The sequence below is a fragment of the Kribbella sp. NPDC104740 genome (assembly GCF_055583505.1).
In genome coordinates this window covers 611,253-631,453 of the sequence record NZ_JBVJNV010000003.1, presented here as the reverse complement: position 1 = coordinate 631,453, position 20,201 = coordinate 611,253, and the positions used below count along the sequence as shown (strand labels likewise).

Annotated in this window: 20 protein-coding genes; 14 read left to right on the top strand and 6 right to left on the bottom strand. The window is 69.8% G+C overall.

Annotated features, from left to right (window positions below):
* Positions 1 to 7: 7 nt before the first annotated feature.
* From ACZ6Z4_RS19135 to ACZ6Z4_RS19120, 4 genes are read right to left on the bottom strand one after another with little or no spacing between them, the layout of a single operon-like run.
* Positions 8 to 700, bottom strand: a complete 693-nt coding sequence (locus tag ACZ6Z4_RS19135; protein WP_465565677.1) for a hypothetical protein — start codon at positions 698 to 700, stop codon at positions 8 to 10.
* Positions 697 to 1,308, bottom strand: coding sequence for a thiaminase II/PqqC family protein (locus tag ACZ6Z4_RS19130; RefSeq protein ID WP_465565674.1), 612 nt, complete (start codon positions 1,306 to 1,308; stop codon positions 697 to 699). Before ACZ6Z4_RS19130 ends, ACZ6Z4_RS19135 begins: the two co-directional genes overlap by 4 nt.
* A gap of 16 nt (positions 1,309 to 1,324) precedes the next feature.
* Positions 1,325 to 2,755, bottom strand: a complete 1,431-nt coding sequence (locus ACZ6Z4_RS19125; RefSeq protein ID WP_465565671.1) for a family 43 glycosylhydrolase — start codon at positions 2,753 to 2,755, stop codon at positions 1,325 to 1,327.
* A 60-nt stretch (positions 2,756 to 2,815) separates the two neighbouring features.
* The gene (locus ACZ6Z4_RS19120) at positions 2,816 to 3,652 is read right to left on the bottom strand and encodes a hypothetical protein (RefSeq protein ID WP_465565668.1); all 837 of its coding nucleotides are present in this window, start codon (positions 3,650 to 3,652) and stop codon (positions 2,816 to 2,818) included.
* A 274-nt stretch (positions 3,653 to 3,926) separates the two neighbouring features.
* On the opposite strand from ACZ6Z4_RS19120, the gene ACZ6Z4_RS19115 reads away from it, so the two are divergent.
* The 13 genes from ACZ6Z4_RS19115 to ACZ6Z4_RS19055 all read left to right on the top strand — a co-directional run bounded on the left by ACZ6Z4_RS19115 (position 3,927) and on the right by ACZ6Z4_RS19055 (position 16,026).
* Positions 3,927 to 4,160: a hypothetical protein gene (locus ACZ6Z4_RS19115; RefSeq protein ID WP_363669596.1), complete on the top strand. Its 234-nt coding sequence runs from the start codon at positions 3,927 to 3,929 to the stop codon at positions 4,158 to 4,160.
* Between the two features lie 66 nt (positions 4,161 to 4,226).
* Positions 4,227 to 5,621 carry an FGGY-family carbohydrate kinase gene (locus ACZ6Z4_RS19110; RefSeq protein WP_465565662.1) on the top strand — a complete coding sequence of 465 codons (1,395 nt, stop codon included), beginning with the start codon at positions 4,227 to 4,229 and terminating at the stop codon, positions 5,619 to 5,621.
* Complete coding sequence (locus ACZ6Z4_RS19105) at positions 5,618 to 6,235, top strand: histidine phosphatase family protein (protein ID WP_465565658.1); 618 nt, start codon at positions 5,618 to 5,620, stop codon at positions 6,233 to 6,235. Before ACZ6Z4_RS19110 ends, ACZ6Z4_RS19105 begins: the two co-directional genes overlap by 4 nt.
* Positions 6,232 to 7,026, top strand: coding sequence for a DeoR/GlpR family DNA-binding transcription regulator (locus ACZ6Z4_RS19100; protein WP_465565655.1), 795 nt, complete (start codon positions 6,232 to 6,234; stop codon positions 7,024 to 7,026). Before ACZ6Z4_RS19105 ends, ACZ6Z4_RS19100 begins: the two co-directional genes overlap by 4 nt.
* A 9-nt stretch (positions 7,027 to 7,035) precedes the next feature.
* Entirely contained in the window at positions 7,036 to 8,460 is a 1,425-nt protein-coding gene (locus tag ACZ6Z4_RS19095) for an FGGY family carbohydrate kinase (RefSeq protein ID WP_465565652.1), read from the top strand.
* Positions 8,460 to 9,446, top strand: a complete 987-nt coding sequence (locus ACZ6Z4_RS19090; RefSeq protein ID WP_465565649.1) for a 2-hydroxyacid dehydrogenase — start codon at positions 8,460 to 8,462, stop codon at positions 9,444 to 9,446. The genes ACZ6Z4_RS19095 and ACZ6Z4_RS19090 overlap by 1 nt, the downstream gene beginning before the upstream one ends.
* Positions 9,443 to 10,135, top strand: a complete 693-nt coding sequence (locus ACZ6Z4_RS19085) for an MgtC/SapB family protein (RefSeq protein ID WP_465565646.1) — start codon at positions 9,443 to 9,445, stop codon at positions 10,133 to 10,135. The genes ACZ6Z4_RS19090 and ACZ6Z4_RS19085 overlap by 4 nt, the downstream gene beginning before the upstream one ends.
* A 69-nt stretch (positions 10,136 to 10,204) precedes the next feature.
* Positions 10,205 to 11,005, top strand: a complete 801-nt coding sequence (locus ACZ6Z4_RS19080; protein ID WP_465565643.1) for an inositol monophosphatase family protein — start codon at positions 10,205 to 10,207, stop codon at positions 11,003 to 11,005.
* Entirely contained in the window at positions 11,002 to 11,952 is a 951-nt protein-coding gene (locus ACZ6Z4_RS19075) for a carbohydrate ABC transporter permease (RefSeq protein ID WP_465565640.1), read from the top strand. The genes ACZ6Z4_RS19080 and ACZ6Z4_RS19075 overlap by 4 nt, the downstream gene beginning before the upstream one ends.
* Entirely contained in the window at positions 11,949 to 12,764 is an 816-nt protein-coding gene (locus ACZ6Z4_RS19070) for a carbohydrate ABC transporter permease (protein WP_465565637.1), read from the top strand. Before ACZ6Z4_RS19075 ends, ACZ6Z4_RS19070 begins: the two co-directional genes overlap by 4 nt.
* Positions 12,761 to 14,083 (top strand): ABC transporter substrate-binding protein, encoded by a 1,323-nt coding sequence (locus ACZ6Z4_RS19065; RefSeq protein WP_465565634.1) that lies wholly within the window; start codon positions 12,761 to 12,763, stop codon positions 14,081 to 14,083. Before ACZ6Z4_RS19070 ends, ACZ6Z4_RS19065 begins: the two co-directional genes overlap by 4 nt.
* Positions 14,080 to 14,760: a glycerophosphodiester phosphodiesterase gene (locus ACZ6Z4_RS19060; protein ID WP_465565630.1), complete on the top strand. Its 681-nt coding sequence runs from the start codon at positions 14,080 to 14,082 to the stop codon at positions 14,758 to 14,760. Before ACZ6Z4_RS19065 ends, ACZ6Z4_RS19060 begins: the two co-directional genes overlap by 4 nt.
* Positions 14,761 to 14,835: 75 nt before the next feature.
* Positions 14,836 to 16,026: a Gfo/Idh/MocA family protein gene (locus ACZ6Z4_RS19055; RefSeq protein ID WP_465565626.1), complete on the top strand. Its 1,191-nt coding sequence runs from the start codon at positions 14,836 to 14,838 to the stop codon at positions 16,024 to 16,026.
* 58 nt (positions 16,027 to 16,084) lie between these two features.
* Here ACZ6Z4_RS19055 and htpX read toward each other — a convergent pair whose 3' ends face one another.
* Positions 16,085 to 16,957 carry a zinc metalloprotease HtpX gene (htpX, locus tag ACZ6Z4_RS19050; protein ID WP_465565623.1) on the bottom strand — a complete coding sequence of 291 codons (873 nt, stop codon included), beginning with the start codon at positions 16,955 to 16,957 and terminating at the stop codon, positions 16,085 to 16,087.
* Positions 16,958 to 17,038: 81 nt separating this feature from the next.
* Between htpX and ACZ6Z4_RS19045 the strand changes: the two genes are divergently transcribed.
* A complete protein-coding gene (locus tag ACZ6Z4_RS19045) occupies positions 17,039 to 18,655 on the top strand; it encodes a phosphodiester glycosidase family protein (RefSeq protein WP_465565620.1) in 1,617 nt (538 codons plus the stop codon).
* A 52-nt stretch (positions 18,656 to 18,707) separates the two neighbouring features.
* On the opposite strand, the gene ACZ6Z4_RS19040 is transcribed toward ACZ6Z4_RS19045, so the two are convergent.
* Positions 18,708 to 20,159: a hypothetical protein gene (locus tag ACZ6Z4_RS19040; protein ID WP_465565617.1), complete on the bottom strand. Its 1,452-nt coding sequence runs from the start codon at positions 20,157 to 20,159 to the stop codon at positions 18,708 to 18,710.
* Between the last annotated feature and the right edge of the window lie 42 nt (positions 20,160 to 20,201).

Genomic DNA, 20,201 nt, shown 5'->3' with positions numbered 1-20,201 from the left:
CGGTGACTCAGTAGCCCCGAACCGTGACCGACTCGGTGGCCTTGGCCAGGACGTCCTTCAGGCCGGCGGCGTCCTGGGGCAGGCCGGTGACGCTCATCTCGACGGTGGCGTCGCCGTCGTCGGTGGCGATCCAGCGGACGATCACGTAGCGCAGGGTCTCGATCGGGATGTAGGTGTAGATCAGCGTCGACACCTCGTGCGGGTCGCCGTCGGCGCCGGTCTCGGTGGAGTCGTAGTTCTCGAGGATCTTCAGGTCGTTCTCCGGCGCCTGGCTGCTGGCCAGGTTGGCGATCAGCTTCTCCCGCAGGGCGCTGGGGAGCAGCGTCTCGGGCAGCGAGGACTCGACCCGGACGCCACGTTCCTTCTCCGGGTCGAGGAACTTCACCTCGCCCGGGGCCTTCGTCGCGCGGGTCAGCTGCCAGCCGCGCGGCATGTCGATCGACACCGTCACCCGGGGCCGGTCCTGCTGCTGCACGCTGAAGGTCTGCTTGCGGTACCTCAGCCCGGCCGACTTGAACGGCGGCAGGTGGTTCGGCACCGGCGTCTTCACGATGTACTCGACCGGCGGCGAGTCGCCGCTGCCGGGGTTGCCGTTGGCGCTGGCGGTCGTCGGCTGGGTCAGGTCGCCGACCAGGTAGCCGCCGGTGGCGCCGAGCAGGCCGAGGATGACGACGCCGCTCGCGAGGACCGCGGTCTTCACCCGTGCACCAGGTCCCAGAACGCGATCTCGAAGCGGGCGACGCGGTCGAAGCCGAGCTCCATCGCCGGGGTCAGCGGCTCGCGGTCGACGAGGGCGGCCAGTTGTTCGACGTACGCCGCGAACTCCGGCGAGGACCAGTTCGCGATGAAACCGGCGTACGGCGTGTCCGGGCCGGTGGTGTCGCGGACCGAGGCCCAGGCGTCGAAGTAGGCCTTCTCCACGGCGTACAGGACGGCGATCGCGGCCGGCCAGCCCTCACGCACGGTGCTCAGCAGGTACGCCGAGTAGCCGACGTTCAGCAGCGAGGGCTCGACGCCGAGGTCGAGGCCGCGCTCGGCGGCGGCCTTCTCGAACAGCGCCAGCTCCGGGACGAGCGCGGCGATGCCCCCGGCGAGGACCTCGCGGGCCTTGTCGTCGGGGGCGATCGCGCTCAGCTCGGCCAGGTAGACCTGGAACGAGCGGACGAAGAAGTAGTCCTCGGTCAGCCAGCGGTCGAACGTCTCCCGCGGCAGCGTGCCGTCCGACGTACGCCCCACGAAGGGGTGCGTGACGATCCGCTGCCACGCGGAGCTCTGACCGTTGACCAGGTTCTGTGCCGTCTCACCCACCCAGCCATTCTGTCATCTAGGACACCTCGATCCGGTCGACGCTGACCTGGGTGCTGGTCGAGGCCGGGTTCTTCTCGCCGGTGACGCGGATCTTCAGGGTGTGCGGGCCGGGGGCGAGCGTCGGGCTGACGTAGGTGAGCTGCTCGCCGACGCGGATCGAGCTGTAGTAGTCGACGCGCTGCTCCGGGCCGCCGTCGATGGAGATCGCGGCGATGCCGTTGCCGACGTCGACGACGCTGAGCAGCGCGACCTTCGTGCCGGTGAAGCGGATGGTGGCGGAGGCGTTCGCGATGCCGGTCCAGTGGTCGTTGCCCCAGAAGCACTGGTTGCCGCAGCCGGAGCCGGAGTTCCACGTTCCGGCGTACTCGACCTGGTTCTGGCCGGTGCCGATGTCGGTGTCGTTGATCACCGAGGTGGTCGCGCCGGGATCGCCGGACGGCAGATGCTGGGTCGCGCCGGCGGCGAGCGGGCTGCCGAGGTTGGGGGAGCCGTCGGCGTTCCAGGTGATCTTCTGCACCCGTGCGGTGCGGAACGCGTACGTGTAGGTGCTGGTGTTCTTGCCGTGGTAGGCGATCCAGTCCTCGGTGCCGTCCGGCGACGTGAAGAACGAGTGGTGGCCGGGACCCCAGACGCCGTTCGCGTCGTTGCGGGAGAAGATCGGGCCCGGGTGCTGGACCCAGTTCGCCGCGACCATCGGGTCGGCGCCGTTGGCGATGCTCTTCATCCACAGCTGGTAGTCGGGTTTGCCGGTGTCGCAGGAGGAGTAGGTGAGCCAGGTCCGGCCGTTGCGGTACAGCGGTGTCGGGCCCTCGCGGACCTCGCTGCAGCCGCCGTCCGCGGGGATCGCGACCCGGTTGCCGGTCGCCGTCCAGGGGTTGCTCATCCGGACGATGTAGAGCTGCGCGGGTCCGCCCTGGCCGCGGCCGGGGCCGGTCCAGACGAAGTACTGCTGCCCGTTGTGCGTGATCGGTTCGCCGTCGATCGCGTACTCGCCGAAGTCGGCGATCCTGCCCTTGAAGGTGTACGGGCCGAGCGGGTCGTCACCGGCCGACTCGAGCACGTACATCCTGTGGTTCGCGTCGACGCCGTCGGAGGCGGTGTAGTAGACGTACCAGCGGTTCCCGACGTGCCGGAAGGCCGGCGCCCACATCTGCTGGTTCCGGCTCGGGTCGCTGTCGCGGTAGACGACCTTCTCCGGAGCGGTCAGCAGCGTGGCCAGGCTGGGCGACGACCAGATGCCGATGTGGTCACCGGTGGTGGTCGCGACGTGGTACTTACCGTTGGCGTAGATGAGGGACGGGTCCGCTCCGGTGTTGACCGGGTTGCGGAAGGTCGAGGCCATCGCTTTCTCCGTACGGGCAGGGGTTTCGGGCGGTTCGGCAGCGGCGGCGGGGACGGCGGCGGTGGTCAGCAGCAGGGCGGTGAGAACAAGGTGGGCGATTCTCATGGACCATTGTTACAACGTTGGAACGACGAGTGGAAGGGCTCACGCCCGGATCACTGACGGTCACCCGCCGTAGGCGGCGGAGGGTTCCGGTGCGACGTGCCCGTTGGCCGACCAGAAACGGTTGCGCAGGGCAATCATTGTCTGGGTGAGCAGCTCGGCCCGTGGGCCGACGAGCTCGTCGTCGAGCAGGCGGGTGCCGCCGGAGGTCTCGAACTCGCGGGCGCTGGTGGCGACCAGGTTGAGCAGTTCGGTGTTGCTGCGCAGCGTGAGCCGCTGCAGCGCGATCCGGTGTGCGGCGCCGCCGCGCAGGCCGAGCAGGAGGCGTTCGGCGAGCAGGATCTCGGCCCAGGCGTCGGCGAGCTGCTGCGACAGTCCGCCGTCGCCGAGCCAGGGCCGGACCGCGGGGTCGAGTCGTTGCCGGTAGCCCGCAAGCCAGGGCGAGCAGTCGGCCTCGATCGCCGCCGTCGTGAAGTACGCCGGGGTGGAGCCGTCGCCGACCATCGCGCGGAGCATCGCGACCTTGTCCCGGACGCCGGCGAAGCGCGGCGTACCGGTGAACAGGTCGAGGTCGTACTCGACCAGGATCCCGAGACTGCGCAGCACCTGGACGGCGAGTACGAGCTCGCGGACGCGGGTGGCGTCGCCCGCGACACCGCTCAGGTCGACGCGGGCCAGGAAGAGGCCGCTGTCGCGGAGCTGCTGGAAGTTCGCCGGCGTGACGTCGTACGCCGTACAGGTCGTGCTCCAGAGCACCTGGCCGAGCAGGCCGTCGGCGGTTAGCTTGGCGACGGCGTCGGCGCCGAACGGGCGGCCGGGGCGTGCGCGGGCGCACTGCATCGTCAGCAGCGTGGAGCCGCCGAACCTGTGCGGCAGCGCGACGCTCTGATCAGAATCCATGGTCCCCCCACGACGCCGATCGACTGCGACCAAGGTCCGTCGGTCCGCCGGCGATGTCAACCCTCGGTGAGCTTCGCCGCGCTGCGTCACGAGATCGTGGCTGATGGCAACGGCACGCAGAGTGGCGAATCGTCACTACCTGTTGGGGTGTCAGAACGGGGCTCTGGGCCATAAACTTTACGAAGATTTAGGCGTGACGTTCGGACAACGAAGTCGTTGAGGAGTCAGACACTTCTCGCCGACGAGTCTCCTGGGGAATCCGGAAGGGCCGCCCGTGCATCGATTCAACTCACCACCCGACTGGCCTGAGCCACCGAGTGACACCTGGCGACCACCGGTCGGCTGGGAGCCTGACCCGGAGTGGCCGGACGCACCGGCCGGCTGGGGTTTCTGGACCAACCGGCACGGCCGGCCTGTGAGCGGCCCGATCGGCGCCTTCGGTGCGGTCGACGCCGGTCGCCTCGAAGTGGCGACCGCGCATCCGTCGCTGCTGCTGATGCACAGCTGAGGACTGCTCTCTTACCGCTTCCTGATGTTATGTTACCAACGTAGCTAACATCCGGGAGGCGGAACTGTGGCGTGGATCGGCGTCGACCTCGGCACGCAGAGCGTGCGCGCCGTACTCGTCGACAGCTCCGGCGATGTCCTCGCCCGGGCGTCGCGCCCGCTGACCAGCCGGCGCGGTGAGGTCTGGCACGAGCAGGACCCGCGGGAGTGGATCAGCACGGTCGAGCAGGTGCTCGCCGAGGTCACGCCGTACGGCGAGGTCGAGGGGCTGGCGATCTGCTCCACGTCGGGGACCGTCGTGCTGACCGATCGCGAGGGGCGGCCGGTGTCGCCGGCGCTGATGTACGACGACGCCCGCGCGGCGAACTTCGTGCCGCGGATCGTCGCTGCGGATCCCGAGCGGTGGGGTTCGTCGATGCAGCCGACGTGGGCGCTGCCGAAGGTGCTGTGGCTGGCGGCCGAGGCTGATCAGCTGGTGGCGCACAGCGCGGATGTGGTGGCGGCGCATCTGGCCGGGCATCCGGTTGCGACGGATACGAGCCATGCATTGAAGACCGGGTATGACTTTGGCTGGCCTACGGAGTCGTTCGAACGACTTGGACTGTCGGCTGAGGTTCTGCCTGAGGTCGTGCTGCCCGGAACGGTGATCGGCACGGTGAAAGCACAGGTCGGCGGGGTCCCCGCCGGTACTCCGATCGTCGCCGGGATGACCGACGGGTGCGCCGCGCAGATTGCCGCGGGGGCGCTGACGCCGGGCGCTTGGAACTCGGTGCTCGGAACCACGCTGGTGCTGAAGGGCGTGACGAAAGAGCTGATCCACGATCCGACGGGTGCGGTGTACAGCCACCGGCACCCGGACGGCGACGGGTGGCTTCCGGGAGGTGCGTCGAACACCGGCGCGGGGGCGTTCAGCGTGATGCTGCCCGGCGCCGATCTCGACGGGCTCGATCGCGCGGCGTGGGATCGGCAGGTCGAGGCCGCGATCTACCCGTTGACCAAGCCCGGCGAGCGGTTCCCGTTCGTTGCGCCGCACGCCGAGGGCTTCGTGCTCGGCGAGGTCGCCGACGATCTCGCGCGGTACATCGCCGTGCAGCAAGGCGTCGCGTTCATCGAGCGGCTCGCGTTCGAGCACCTCGCCGGGCTCGGCGCGGAGCCGCCGCGATCGGTCGCACTCACCGGCGGGGCGGTCCGCAGCGAGCACTGGAATCAGCTCCGGGCCGACGTGCTCGGGGTGCCCGTCGAGCTGCCGGAGGCTGCCGACCCGGCGTACGGGATGGCGGTGCTCGCGGCATCTGGTGGTACGTCGGTGGCGGAGACCGCGCGGCGGATGGTTCGGGTCAGCCGGGCGCTCGAGCCGCGGAAGAGCGAACGGCTGGAGCAGCTGTACGGCGAGTTCGTGGCCGAGCTCGACCGACGGGGCTACTTCGCGCGGAGCGGCGTCGAGCGAGGTGTGCGCCGATGAGGACCATCGTCGTGCTCGCGCGCCACGGCCGCACCGAGTGGCACCACGGGAACCGCTACACCGGCTCGACCGATCTCCCGATCGACTCCGTCGGGCTCCAGCAGGCCGAGCTGCTCCGCGCCTGGGCCGAGGACTTCCGCCCCGACGCGCTCTGGTCGTCGCCGATGCTCCGCGCCCGGCAGACCATCGCGCCGACCGCCGCGGCGCTCGGCCTCGAACCGTCCACCGACGCGCGGCTGCGGGAGGTCGACTTCGGATCGGCGGAGGGCAAGATGCTCAGCGAACTGCCGCCCGCGGTCGCCGGTGCGTTCACGCTCGACCCGGTCGCGAATCCCTTCCCCGGTGGGGAGAACGTCCGCGACGCGGCCGAACGCGTGCAGCAGGCCTTCACCGAGATCGTCGAGCGGCACGAAGGCGGCAAGGTGCTCGTCGTCGCGCACAACACGCTGATCCGGCTGCTGGTCTGCCGGCTCCTCGGCCTGCCCGTCCGCGACTACCGCAGACTGCTCCCGGCGCTCGGTCCCGCGGCGCTCGTGCGCTTGCGCGCCGAGTTCGGCACAGTGGGGCTCGAAGCCTTCAACGTCCCCGCCGTACGAACGGAGATCCCCGAATGACCGATGTCGACGACAGCTCCGAGCTGAGCCGGCCCGCACGGCGGCAGGCCGAGATCGCGGCGTACGTCGTCCAGCACGGCTCGGTGTCAGCGAACGACCTGGTCGAGGCGTTCGGGGTCAGCGTGATGACCGTGCACCGCGACCTCGACGAGCTGGAGCGGCAGGGCGTCGTGCGGAAGTACCGCGGTGGGGTGAGCGCGCAGCCGACCAGCGTGTTCGAGAGCAACGTCGCGTACCGGCTGACCACCGCGTCGGCGGAGAAGGCCGCGATCGCCCGGCACGCGCGGACGATGATCGAGCCCGGCATGTCGGTGATGCTCGACGACTCGACCAGCGCGCTGGCGCTGGTCGAGCTGCTGGAGGACATCACTCCGTTGACCGTGGCAACGAACTTCCTGCCGGCGATCACGCGGCTGACCCAGCTGCGCGACGTCACGCTGCTCGCACTCGGTGGGATCTACTCGGCGACGCACGACTCGTTCGGCGGGCTGCCTTGTGCCGAGGCAGTCGGGGCGTTGCACACGGATCTGTTGTTCTGCAGCGTTTCAGCGGTGTCGCCGACGCACGCTTTCCACCAGGAGCAGGAGATCGTGCTGGTCAAGCAGGCGATGCTGCGGTCGGCGCGGACGAAGGTCCTGCTCGTCGATCACGGCAAGCTGCAGCGTACGGCGTTGCACCGCCTTGCGCCGCTGACCGACTTCGACGTCGTCGTGGTCGACGAGAAGACGCCGGACGATCTCGTCCGGACCCTGCGCGACCAGGGCGCCCAGGTCGACGTCGCACCGCTCTAGGAGGCCGCTGTGGACATCGGTGTCGACGTCGGAACCACGGTCACCAAGGCCGTGGCCTTCGACGAGCAGGGCCGGCAGGTCGCCGAGGCGTCACGCCCGACGCGGCTGACCCGCCCCGGGCCTGGCCGCTTCGAGCACGACACCGACGAGATCGTTGCTTCAGTCAACGAGGTGGTCCGGGAGCTCGGTGGTGACGTCGGGCTGATCGCCATCACAGGACAGGGCGATGGGTTGTGGTTGGTCGACGAGGTCGGTCGACCGGTGCGGCCCGCGATCTCCTGGCTGGATGCTCGGAGCAGCTCGATCCTCGGCGAGTGGACTGCGAGCGGCGTCGCCGAGCAGGTCTTCCGCCGGTCGGGCAACCGGATGTTCCCCGGCGCTTCGGGGCCGCTGCTGGCCGCCGTACTGGCGGAGGAGCCTGGGACACTCGCGAAAGCGGCGACGGCGGCGTACTGCAAGGACGTCGTCATGCAGCGGCTCACCGGCGTACGGGCTACTGATGTGTCGGATGCCTCGGCGCCGTTCCTCGATCCGAGGACGGGTGAGTACGACGAGGAGGCGCTGGCGGCCTGTGGGTTGAGCGACTGGCGGCATCTGCTGGCGCCGGTCAGTACGCCGACTGGTGAGCTGACGGATGCCAGCCTCGGACTGCCGCTCGGCACGCTCGTGTCGGCCGGTCCGTACGACTTGCCTGCGGCGGCGATCGGCGCGGGGGTGACCGAGCCCGGCGACGCGCTCCTGACCGTCGGGACGACGCTCGCTTGTCAGGTCGTGACGCGGGAGCTTCCGGTCGACGGCGAACCGGCCGGGCTGTTCCTGGGGACGTGGACGCCCGGTGTCTGGCTGCGCGCGATGCCCGCGATGGTCGGGACCGCGGCACTCGACCAGGTGCTGAAGCTCGTCGGCGCGACGACCGATCAGCTGCACGGGCTGCTCACCACCAGTCGGCCCGGCGCGAACGGCGTGACCGTGCTGCCCTATCTCTCCGAGGCCGGTGAGCGAGCGCCGTTCGTCGACACCAACGCGCGCGGCACGTTCGACGGGATCTCGCTGTCCACCACCCCGGCCGATCTGCTGCGCGCGACCTGCGAGGGGATCGCGTACGCCGCTCGCCACTGCCTCGAAGCCGCCGGGTGGACCGGCAAGGTCACAGTCTGCGGCGGAGGTGCCCGCAGTACCGAGTGGACGCAGATCCTCGCCGACGTACTGAACACGCCGCTGCACACCACCGAGGCTTCGCAAGTAGCAGCCCGCGGCGCGGTGCTGGCGGCCAAAGCTGTTCAGGCTCCCGAGTGGATCGCCCGGACCAAACAGATCGACCCCGACGCAACCCGCGCGGCCTTCTACGACGACGGCTACGCGCACTACCTCCGCCGCATCGAGTCGGCCCGCCCGCGCTGGGCCGACCCGTCCCCGACGTACTCAGGAGCTTGATGAGAACCCTGCTGGCCGGCGACCACTTCGTCCGCAACGAGCTGCTCGCCGAGAAGCTTTCCGCCTTACCGGGCGTCAGCTTCGAGTTCAGCGAGCTGACGCTGCCGTGGCCGCTGACGCCGTACGGGCGGGTGGCCGAGGTCGACGAGGCGAGTGACGCCGAGGACGAGCTGATCGCGGCGCTGCCCGGGATCGAGCTGGTGGTCACCCAGATGGGCCCGTTCACCGAGCGGGTCCTCGACGCGGCGCCGGACCTCCGCTACCTGGTCTGCTGCCGCGGCGGCCCGGTCAACGTGAACGTGCCCGCGGCAACGAAGCGCGGCGTCCAGGTCGCCTCGACGCCGGGCCGCAACGCCGGCGCCGCCGCCGAGCACGCGATCGCGCTGATGATGGGGGCCCTGCGCAAGCTTCCGCAGCTCCAGCGCACCCTCGAGCGCGGCGAGTGGCGCAGCGACCTCTACGCGTACGACGAGTGCGGCGGCGAGCTCGACGGCGCGACCGTCGGCCTGGTCGGGTACGGCGCGATCGGCAGCCGGGTCGCGCGGGTGATGCTCGCCTTCGGCGCGCACGTCCTGGTCGCCGACCCGATCCTCGACCCGGCGTCCCCGCCGGACGGCATCGAGGTCGTCGAGCTCGACGAGCTGCTCACCCGCTCGGACGTGGTCAGCCTGCACGCGCGGCTCACCGACACCACCCGCGGCATGATCGGTGCCGCCGAGCTGGCCCGGATGCCGCGCGGCGGCGTACTGGTCAACTCTGCTCGTGGCGGTCTCCTGGACTACGAGGCGACGGTCGATGCCCTCGAGTCCGGTCAGCTCGGCGCGGCGGCGTTCGACGTCTTCCCGGCCGAGCCTGTCCCCAAGGACTCCCGTCTCCTGACCGCGCCGAACGTCGTGATGACCCCGCACCTGGCCGGTGCCACCCGGCAGACCGCCCACCGCGCGGCGACCCTCGCGGCCAAGGCTGTTGCAGACTTCTTGACATGACGTGGTTCTCGGAGAGCACCGGTACGGAGCTGCTCCTGCTGTCGATCGCGTTCGGTCTGTCGATGGTGATCGGGCTGGAACGCCAGCTGCAGCAGAAGAGCGCCGGGATGCGGACGCACGCGCTGGTCGGGACCGGCGCGGCCTTGTTCACGCTGGTCTCGGGCTTCGGCTTCTCGACGGTGCTCGGGACGGACGTGAACCTGGACCCGTCCCGGATCGCCGCCCAGGTCGTCTCCGGTGTCGGTTTCCTCGGGGCCGGCGTGATCTTCATGCGCCGCGACGTGGTCCGCGGGCTGACCACCGCGGCGACGATCTGGATGACCGCGGCGATCGGGATGGCGTGTGGGGCCGGGATGCCGGTGCTCGCCGGGGCCGCGACCGTGCTGCACCTGATCGCGGTCGGTGCCTTCGGCCACCTTTCCCGGATCCTTCCGTCGCCGGACCGCAACCGCGTGGTGACCGTGCGGTACCTGGACGGATCCGGGGTGCTGCGGGCGATCCTGTCTACCGCGACGTCGATGGGCTTCGAGGCGTCGGTGCTCTCGACCGACGTACGGCGTGAGGACGGGCGCCAGCAGGTCCGGGCGTCGATGCGGTTCCGCGGTCGGCCGCCGCTGCAGCACCTGGTGGTGGCGCTCGGGGAGTTGGAGGGTGTGACCGCGGTCAGGCTGCGCCTCGACGAGGACTGATGTGAATTCAGTGAGAAAATCACACTCCAGGACTGTTTGAAACCATCATTCGGTGATAATTTCACCGGCATGTCCACTCCCGATCCGCGCGACCTGCTCGGTGTGGCGACGCGTCTGGCCCATGCGGCCGGTGCCGAACTGCTCACCCGGCAGGACGACGTTTCGCTGGAGAGCGCGCAGACCAAGAGCTCGGGCACGGACCCGGTCAGCGCCGCCGACCGGGCGTCGGAGCAGCTGATCGTCGACGGCGTGCTGAGTGCTCGTCCCGGGGACGGGTTGCTCGGCGAGGAAGGCGCGCGGGAGAAGTCGACGACCGGGCTGACCTGGGTGATCGACCCGCTCGACGGGACGGTCAACTACCTGTACGGGCGGCCGGACTGGTGCGTCAGCATCGCGGTCCAGGACGCGCGCGGCGCGCTCGTCGGTGTGGTCCACCAGCCGACGACCGGGATCACCTGGTCCGCCGTCCGTGGCGCGGGAGCCTCGCGGGACGGGAGGTTCCTGAAGCTCCGCGAAGGCCGCAAGCTCGCCGACGCGCTGGTCGCGACCGGTTTCTCGTACCTGGCCGAGCGCCGCGCGGAGCAGGCGGAGTACCTGCGGCAACTGCTGCCCGTCGTACGGGATCTGCGGCGGGGTGGATCGGCCGCACTCGACCTGTGCTCGGTCGCGGACCGTACGGCGGACGCGTACTACGAGCACGTGATCCAGCCGTGGGACGTGGCAGCCGGTGGCTTGATCGCCCGGGAGGCCGGCGCCCGCACGATCGGCGGCCCCGGAACAGCTTTACCGGGCGGGCTGCTCGCGGCCGCGCCCGACCTGGCCGAGGACTTGGTCAGGGTGTTGAGCAGGGTGAGGAGACGAGTGGCATGACAGTGGTCGACCTGCCGGCCCGGGCGCACCCGGACGAGGTGGCAGCGCCCGCCGGGACCGGCGAACGACGGCGGCGAAGGCGTCGTGAGTACGGATTGTTCGCGTTGCTGGTGGCACCGAACCTGCTGGTGATCGCGGTCTTCGCGTACTGGCCGATCCTCTACAACGCGTTCCTCAGCCTGACCGACTGGAACATGATCGCGGCCCGGCCGACGTTCGTCGGGCTCGACAACTACGTGAACACGCTGACCGACCCCGCGTTCCACAAGACGCTCGGCGTCACAGTCGCGTTCACCGGGCTGATCGTGGCCGGCAGCCTGGTGATCGGCCTAGCCCTCGCGGTGCTGTTCAACCAGCCGCTGAAGGGCCGCGGTCTGGTCCGGACGATCTCGTTCGCACCGCACATCCTGTCCGGCGCCGCGGTCGCGACGATCTGGTTGTTCGTCTTCGACCCGGGGTACGGGCTGATGCGCGCGCTGATCGAGCCGTTCGGCGCCGAGCCGCCGGACTGGATGAACAACTCCGACTGGGCGCTGCCCGGCCTCGTCATCGTCTACCTGTGGAAGAACGTCGGGTTCACCGCGCTGATCTACCTGGCCGGCCTGCAGGGACTGCCCAAGGAGCTCGACGAGGCTGCCGCGATCGACGGCGCCGGCACCTGGACGCGGTTCCGCGCGATCAAGCTGCCGCTGCTGGCGCCGATCTCGTTCTTCCTGCTGATCACCACCGTGATCGGCACCTTCCAGGCCTTCGACGTGATCGCCGTGATGACCGGCGGCGGTCCGGGCGATGCCACCACGACCCTGAGCTGGTCGATCTACAACGAGGGCTTCCAGGCGTTCAACGCCGGCCGGGCCGCGACGCTGTCGATCATCATGTTCGTGATCCTGCTGGTGGTCACCACGATCCAGGCCCGCGTGATGGAGAGGCGGGTGCACTACCGATGAAGGTGCGTGCGGTCCAGTACGTCGTCCTGCTCGGCGTCGCGGCGATCTTCCTGGGACCCCTGTACTGGTTGATCTCCGCGGCCGTGAAGCAGCCGGCCGAGATCTACCAGTGGCCCCCGGTCTGGTGGCCCGACGACTTCACCTGGGACAACTTCAAGCTCGCCTGGGAGGCGGCGCCGTTCGACCGGTTCTTCCTGAACTCGACGCTGATCACGGTCGTCGGCACGCTGCTCAAGGTCGCGAACGCGGTGCTGACGGCGTACGCGTTCGCGTACCTGCGGTTCCCGTTCAAGAAGGTGCTGTTCCTGCTGATCCTCGGCGCGATGATGGTGCCCGGCCACGTGACGCTGCTGCCGAACTACCTGACGGTGGCGTCGCTCGGCTGGATCAACACGTACGCCGGACTGATCATCCCCGGCATCGGCTCGGCGTTCGCGACCTTCCTGATGCGCCAGCACTTCCTGACCCTGCCCGGCGAGGTCACCGACGCGGCCGCGGTCGACGGCGCCGGCCACCTGCGCACGCTGTGGCGCGTCGTGCTGCCGATGTCGCGGCCGATGCTGGTCACCGTCGTGGTGATCACCGCGGTCGAGGAGTGGAACAACTTCGTCTGGCCGCTGATCGTCACCAACACCGCCGAGATGCGCACCCTCCCGGTCGGCCTGCTGATCCTCAAGGACGAGGAGGGCCTGGCGAACTGGGGCACGATCATGGCCGGCACCTTGCTGGTGCTCGCGCCGATGCTGCTGATCTTCCTGTTCGCCCAGCGCTACATCGTCGGCGGCATCACCCAAGGAGCGTTGAAGGGATGACCATTCGTCGCAGGGCGTTCCTCGGCCTGGCCGCCGGGGCCTCGCTGGCCGGGTGTGGCTACCGGTCACCGGACGCCGAGTACAAGCAGCCGGCCGGCGCCGTACCGAAGCAGTACGCCGGGCGGACGCGGGTCGTGTTCTGGTCGTCGTACGGCGGGGCGAACGGCAAGGCGGTCGACACACTCGTTGCCAAGTTCAACGAGTCGCAGAGCGACGTGTACGTCGAGGCGCAGTTCCAGGGCAGCTACGACGACGTCGCGCAGAAGGTCGCGGCCGGGCTGATCGCGCGGCAGACGCCGGACCTCGCCGTACTGTCCGACGTGACCTGGGAGCGGTTCTTCCTCAACGACGCACTGGAGCCGTTGAACGGCTACTTCACCGACGGTTTCGGGCCGGCGGTGTTCCACCAGAAGCTGTTCAACGAGTACGTCGTGAAGGGGCAGAGCTGGTGCGTCCCGTTCGCGCGCAGTACGCCGATCCTCTACTTCAACCGGGACGTGTTCGCCAAGGCCGGGCTGCCGGACCGGGCGCCGCGGACCTGGAGCGAGCTGCGCTCGTGGGGTGATCAGCTCGCCAAGGTCGACGCCAAGGGACGGCCGATGCGCACGCTGGCGCTGGCGAAGGTCGACGGCGACTGGCAGTTCCAGGGCAACGTGTGGCAGTTCGGTGGCGCGTACTCGAACGGGCTCGACGTCGCGATCGACCAGGACGGCGCGGTCGCGGCGGGGGAGTTCCAGCGGCGGCTGATCCACGAGGACGGGCACGGGTACATGGCGAGCAGTCCGATGACGGACTTCGCGGGCGGGCTGGTCGCGATGTGCCAGGACTCGACCGGTGGGCTCAAATCCGCGATGAGCAAGGCGAAGTTCAAGGTGGGCGCGGGGTTCATCCCTTCTGAAGTCGCCGCTGGGCTGGCTACCGGCGGTGGCGGGATCGGGATGTTCCGGAACGCCTCGGCCGAGCGGAAGCAGGCTGCGGCGGCGTTCCTGCAGTTCCTCGCGACGCCGGAGAACTCGGCCTGGTGGACGACGCAGAGCGGGTATCTGCCGGTGGTCGACAAGGCGCGTGAGGATCCTGCGCTGAAGAAGCTGGTCGCGGACGAGCCCAACTACGGCGTGGCGATCGCGCAGCTGGTGAACGCTCGTCCGCAGGACGCGATCCGGCTGTACGGGCGGAACGCGAACGTGGCGATCTACACCGGACTGCAGCAGATCTATGCCGACAACGCGTCGCCACGGAAGGTCTTCGCGTCGGTCGCTCGGCGACTCGAGGCGATCGGTGAGGAAGTGTCCCGGCTCTACGAGGAGAAGGTGCTGTGATCATCACTGGGCATCGCGGGGTGATGGGCTCCGAGCCTGAGAACACCCTGCGCTCGTTCGCGAAAGCGGTCGAGTACGGGTGCGACGAGATCGAGCTCGACCTGCGGGTGACGGCGGACGACCAGCTGATCGTGTTGCACGATGCAACGGTCGACCGGACCACCAACGGCAGCGGCCCGGTCGAGGAGCTGACCTTCGACGAGCTGCGCAAGTTCGACGCCGGGCGGGGTGAGCAGGTGCCGACCTGGGCCGAGACGGTCGCTGCTGTCGGTGTCCGGATCCAGGCCGAGGTGAAGGCGGCGCGGGCCGTACCGCTGCTGGTCGCTTCGCTGCAGGCTGATCCGGCGTTGGCTGCCCGGACGATGGTGACGTCGTCGAGTGCGGAGATCCTGCTCGCCGTCCGGCGATCGATGCCGTCGGCAACGACTGGGTTGATCTTCGGGCGGACGCCGGACGTCGCCGACGTGCTCGCGCTGACCCGGGCCGCGGAGGCCGGGTGGGCGTTGTGCGGGATCGCCGGGCTGACTGCTGCGGCCGTTGCTGAGCTGCACGGCGCGGGTCTGCAGGTGACGGCCTGGCCGGTGCCGGATACCGCGACGCTGGCCCGGGCCGAGGCGCTCGGCGTCGACGGGATCACCACCGACCACCCGGACCGGTTGGCCGCCGTACGGGGGTGAGAGTGGCCTGGATCACACATTTCAACGTGCGGATTTGTTCTTTCGTGGAACAAAAATGTGTGATTGCCTTGACGCATGAGCATCAGCATCGGTGTGGTCGGAGCCGGCCAGTTCGCCCCCTCGTTCCTGCGGTTGTGGACCGCGCACCCCGACGTCACGCAGGTCGCGCTGACCGACGTGCTGCCCGAGCGGACGGCCGCGATGGCCGAGAAGCAGGGCGTGGAGGTCACTTACGCGTCGTTCGAGGAGATGCTCGCCTCGGACCTGGACGCGGTGGCGATCTTCACCCAGCGCTGGCTGCACGGAGAGATGGCGATCAAGGCGCTGGAGGCCGGCAAGCACGTCTACTCGACGGTCCCGATGGCGATCGAGGCCGGCCAGATCGCCCGCATCATCGAGCTGGTCAAGGAGACCGGCCTGACCTACATGATGGGCGAGACCAGCTACTACTACCCGTCGTCGGTCTACTGCCGCGAGCGGCTGGCCAAGGGCGACTTCGGCCGGGTCTTCTACAGCGAGGGCGACTACGTCCACGACATGGATCTGGGCTTCTACGCGGCGTACCAGTACTCCGGCGGCGAGAACTGGAAGCAGACCGCGTCGTTCCCGCCCATGCTCTACCCGACGCATGCCGTCGGCAACGTGCTCTCGGTGACCGGGCAGCACGCGACGCACGTGTCCTGCGTCGGCGTGACGGACGACCGCGGGGACGGGGTCTTCGACAAGGAGATCAGCCAGTTCGACAACGACTTCTCGAACGCGACCGCGCTGTTCACGCTGGCCGACGGCGGCGTGATGCGCACCAACGAGATGCGCCGGGTCGGCTACCCGTCGCACATCCGCGAGTCCCGGCTGCGCGTCTTCGGCACCGAGGGCAGCTTCGAGCAGCTCGCCACCACCACGGTCTGGCAGACCAAGGAGGGCGTCGAGGACATCAGCCGGCTGATGGAGACCAAGCCGAGCGGCAACGCCGAGGACCTCGACAACGTCGACCCGGCGCTGCGCGACGCTTTCCTGTCGGGTCTGTCGCCGGTGCATGACCGGTCGCGCCTGCCCAAGGAGTTCGCCGGGCTGCACAACGGGCACGAGGGTTCGCACCACTTCCTCGCCGACGACTTCGTCCGCGCGGTCGTCGACAAGACGATCCCGCCGGTGAACGCGTGGGTCGCCGCTCGGTTCACGCTGCCGGGCATCTACGCGCACCAGTCCGCGCTGCAGGGCGGCGTACAGCTGGAGATCCCGGACCACGGGGACGCTCCCGCCTGAGTTCTCTGAACAAGCAGAAGCCCCGACCTGGAGTAGCAGGTCGGGGCTTCTGGTGTTGTCAGGCAGCTACCGAGTGTGTGGCCTGCTGCTGGAGGCGCCTGATGCGCTCCTCCATCGGCGGGTGCGTGGCGAACAGCGTCGCGACCCCCCGGCTGTTGAGCGGGTTGGCGATCATCAGGTGGCTCTGCGTGGCGACGCCGGACTCCGCGGGCAGCGGCAGGGCCGCCGTACCGCGGCTGATCTTCGCGAGCGCACTGGCCAGCGCCAGCGGGTCACCCGACAGCTCGGCGCCGTCGTGGTCGGCCTGGTACTCGCGGCTGCGGCTGATCGCCAGCTGAATGAGACCAGCGGCGACCGGTGCGAGCAGCACGGTCAGCAGGACGGCGAACGGGCTGGGCCGGTCGTCGTCGTCCGAGCCTCCGAAGGGCAGGAAGATCGCGAGGTTCGCCAGCATCGTGACGATCCCGGCCAGGCCGGCGGCGATGCTGGAGGTCAGGATGTCGCGGTTGTAGACGTGGGCCAGCTCATGACCCAGTACGGCGCGCAGCTCGCGCCGGTTGAGGACCTGCAGGATGCCGTCCGTCACCGCGACCGCCGCGTGCTCCGGGCTGCGCCCGGTGGCGAACGCGTTCGGCTGGGCGACCGGGCTCACGTAGATCCGCGGCATCGGCTGCCCGGCGCGCTGCGCCAGCTCCGCGACGACGGCGTACAGCTCGGGGGCCTGCTGCGGGCTCACCTGGCGGGCGGCCATCGAGCGCAGGGCGAGCTTGTCGGAGTTGAAGAAGAGGTAGGCGTTCAGTCCGAGCGACAGCACGGCCGCGATCACCAGGCCGGTGGTGCCGGCGACCAGGCCACCGACCGCGACGATCAGACCGGTCAGAACCGCCAGCAGGACGGTGGTTTTGACGGTGTTGCTGAGAGTTCGTGTCACGTTGATGAGAACGCCGGCGGCCGGGTGGACATTCCGGACGACTCCTTGCGGACCGGGGTTGATCAAACGTAGGAACTAGGTATGACCCTTCGCCGTACCGCCCTGTCCGGCTCCGCTCTGCTGGTGATGTCCCTGGCCGTCGGTGGTCTCGCCGCGGCCGCACCGCCACCCTCCTCCGCAGGCGGCTCCTCGGCCGCCCGGCTGCCGTTGGGACCGGCCGACCTCCCCGAGTCCCGCGTGACCAGCGCCCTCCTCCCCGGCGTCACCCTGACCAAGATCACCCGCGGCCAAGCCGGCCCGGGCTCGACCTGGACCGTCGAGGTCGCGATCCCCTCCAGCTCACCCGACCCCGACGCCCCCGCGGCCGCCCTGTCCGACAAGCCCGGCGCCGAGGCGGCCGCCGCGAAGCTCACCGCGGCCGGGCTCGAGGCGCGCGTCGAGAATGTCCCGACGCCGCGTCTGGCCGACGACGGCGGCGGCAGTCTCGGTTGGCGCGTCCGCCTCGGCTCCTTCGCGACCAAGGCCGAGGCCGACGCTCTGCGGACGAAGGTGATCGCCGCCGGACTGAGCGGTTCCAGCATCTACACCGGCTGGGACGGCGAGCCCGACGACGTCAGCGGCTCGACCGGGCCGTGGCAGGTCCAGGTGCTGACCATCGACCCGAAGAAGTTCCGCGGCAGCCTCGACGCGACGTACGGGCTCGATTTGGAAGCCCGCGAGACGACCAGCACGCTCGCGACCCTCACCGGCGCGACCGCGGCGATCAACGCCGGCTTCTTCGTGCTCGACCCGAAGGCCGGTGCGCCGGGCGATCCCGCCGGAGTTGCCGTGTACGACGGCCGCCTGGTCAGCGAACCGACCGCCGGCCGGCCCGCGCTGGTGCTCGGCGCGCGCGGCACGTCGGTGGAGCGCTTCCGCTGGCACGGCGAAGTCCGCGGCCTCGGTCGCCCGCTCCCGCTCGACGGGCTCAACCGCGTCCCCGGCCTGATCCGCAACTGCGGCGGCACCGCCGACGACCTCCCGACCGCCAAGCCGCTGCACGACGTGACCTGCACGGACGCCGACGAGCTGATCGCGTACGACGCGTCGTACGGCGTGGCCACGCCGAGCGGACCGGGCGCCGAGGTGATCGTCGACCGCCGCGGCGTCGTCACCGCGATCCGTCCGACGACCCGCGGCGGCGGGATCCCCGAAGGCGGCCGCACCGTCCAGGCCACCGGCCAGCAGGTCGCCGGGCTGCTCGCAGCGGCGAAGGTCGGCAAACACCTGCAGATCAAGGCTGCGCTGACCGACGCCCGAGGTCACGACGTCCGCCTGGACCGGCGTACGACGATCGTCAACGGCGGCCCCGAGCTCGTCCGCGACGGCCGCATCACCGGCACCGCGAAGGCGGACGGCATGGCCGACAACGCAAACTTCTACTACGGCTGGGTCCACAAGCGAAACCCGCGCACGATCGCCGGCGTCGACGCCCAGGGCCGTACCGTCCTCATCACCGCCGACGGCCGCGGCGTCAACAGCCTCGGCCTCGGCATCGGCGAGGCGGCGGCGGTCGCCAAGTCGTTCGGCCTGCGAGAAGCGATCAACCTGGACGGCGGAGGCTCGACCACGATGGTCGCCAACGGCCAGGTCCTCAACACCCCGTCGGACGCGACCGGCGAACGCCCGGTCGGCGACGCGTTGGTGATCACTCGGTAGCACAAGAACGGCCGGGGCGGAGAACGGTCCGCCCCGGCCCTTCAGCAGTGGATCAGCTGTCGAGGTGCTTCAGGTCGGTCAGCTCCGCCACGTCGACGGTGCGCTCGAAGTCACCCTGGAAACCGTCGAACACGTACGCCGGCTGAACGCGCTCGGCCTGCTCGTCGGACTCGGTGCGGGTGGTGGTGCCGTGGTGGTCGGCGACCTCTTCGGTCACCGTCTTCGCGGTCGCCTGGCCGAAGTCACCGGCCAGCGCGAAGCCCTCGGAGGAGTACGGGAAGGCCGAGTGCACGACCGACTTGCGGTCCGACGCCACCACGGTGTCGTCACCGTCGGCCGCGAAGACGTCGTTGCGACGGTCCAGGAAGGCCAGCGACGGCTTGCCGCTGATCGCCCCGGACTTGCCCGCGATCGCCTGGTGCGACGCCGACTCCTTCGTCACCGTCTTGCTGACGCTGCCGTGCTCGTTCTCGAAGCTCTTGCTGTCCGAGGTCTTCGAGGCCTGCGCCTGCGCGACGAACCCGCTCACCCCGTCGAAGCGGAACGGCGCCGCGAGCTTGCCGGCGGTGTCGCTGGAGTTCAGGCCGACGACCGAGTCCTCGCCGTCGGTGGCGAAGATCGAGCGGCGCCGGTCGATCACGATCGCCTTCGGGTCGGCGACGAACCGGCCGACGTTCAGCCCGGCTTCGGTACCGGAGATCTGCTCGTCCGAGTGCTCCTCGGTCCAGGTCCCGCGCCGCGTGGTGACGGTCTGCTTGCGGTGGCCGGTGGCGGCCTGCTGCTGCGAGGTGTGCGCGGTCAGCCCGCCGAACGAGAGCGGCGACGAACCTTCGGTCACGGTCTTGGAGTCCGAGCCCACCAGCCCCGCACCGTCCTCGTCGAACCAGCCGGTGACCGACTTGTGGCTGTCGAACGAACCCCGCGGGTCGACCTTCAGCTCACCGACGCCGACCGAGGTGCTGGTCTTCGACGCCTGCTCCTTGGACTCCTCGGAGGTGACCGAGCCCTTCTTGCCGCTGATCGTGGTCTTCTTCGAGGTCGCCGACCAGTTCTCGTGCTCGGTGCTGAGCTCGGTGCCGCCGATCGAGATCGGCGACTGCACCGATCCGCTGCTGTGCTGCTCGACCGAGCCCTTGGCACCGTGCTCCGACTTCTGACCGACCGCCTTGGTCACGCTCTTCAGGGTCGCGCTCGGGTTCACCGAGACCTTGCCGGTCTTCAGCCCGACGGTGTCCTTACGGCCGGACTCCGAGGTCTTGGTCGTCGTCGCCGTGCCACGACGGTCGGTGTGGGTCACGGTCGAGCTGTGCTTGGACGAAGACTCGCTGCTCAGGCCGAGCCCGACCGAGCCGATCTCGAGCGGGCTGGACAGGCTCGCGGAGTCGTTCGCCTCGGCCGCACCGGTCTCGGTGGAGGCCTGCGCGGCCAGCGAGCCCGCGAAGAACAAGCCACCGGCGACGGCGGCGGTGCTGAGGGAACGCTTGACCCAGATGTTCATGCTCATGGAGGAAGTGCCTTCCGTGATTCGTTCGAGGTACGACGGGCG

Bases quoted from the DNA above. Each gene is read 5' to 3' on its own strand.
- ACZ6Z4_RS19040 (WP_465565617.1), bottom strand. From the start codon at position 20,159: ATGAGCATGAACATCTGGGTCAAGCGTTCCCTCAGCACCGCCGCCGTC.
- ACZ6Z4_RS19080 (WP_465565643.1), top strand. From the start codon at position 10,205: ATGTCCACTCCCGATCCGCGCGACCTGCTCGGTGTGGCGACGCGTCTG.
- ACZ6Z4_RS19085 (WP_465565646.1), top strand. From the start codon at position 9,443: ATGACGTGGTTCTCGGAGAGCACCGGTACGGAGCTGCTCCTGCTGTCG.
- ACZ6Z4_RS19075 (WP_465565640.1), top strand. From the start codon at position 11,002: ATGACAGTGGTCGACCTGCCGGCCCGGGCGCACCCGGACGAGGTGGCA.
- ACZ6Z4_RS19065 (WP_465565634.1), top strand. From the start codon at position 12,761: ATGACCATTCGTCGCAGGGCGTTCCTCGGCCTGGCCGCCGGGGCCTCG.
- ACZ6Z4_RS19100 (WP_465565655.1), top strand. From the start codon at position 6,232: ATGACCGATGTCGACGACAGCTCCGAGCTGAGCCGGCCCGCACGGCGG.
- ACZ6Z4_RS19125 (WP_465565671.1), bottom strand. From the start codon at position 2,755: ATGAGAATCGCCCACCTTGTTCTCACCGCCCTGCTGCTGACCACCGCC.
- ACZ6Z4_RS19055 (WP_465565626.1), top strand. From the start codon at position 14,836: ATGAGCATCAGCATCGGTGTGGTCGGAGCCGGCCAGTTCGCCCCCTCG.
- ACZ6Z4_RS19105 (WP_465565658.1), top strand. From the start codon at position 5,618: ATGAGGACCATCGTCGTGCTCGCGCGCCACGGCCGCACCGAGTGGCAC.
- ACZ6Z4_RS19045 (WP_465565620.1), top strand. From the start codon at position 17,039: ATGACCCTTCGCCGTACCGCCCTGTCCGGCTCCGCTCTGCTGGTGATG.
- ACZ6Z4_RS19090 (WP_465565649.1), top strand. From the start codon at position 8,460: ATGAGAACCCTGCTGGCCGGCGACCACTTCGTCCGCAACGAGCTGCTC.
- ACZ6Z4_RS19120 (WP_465565668.1), bottom strand. From the start codon at position 3,652: ATGGATTCTGATCAGAGCGTCGCGCTGCCGCACAGGTTCGGCGGCTCC.
- ACZ6Z4_RS19070 (WP_465565637.1), top strand. From the start codon at position 11,949: ATGAAGGTGCGTGCGGTCCAGTACGTCGTCCTGCTCGGCGTCGCGGCG.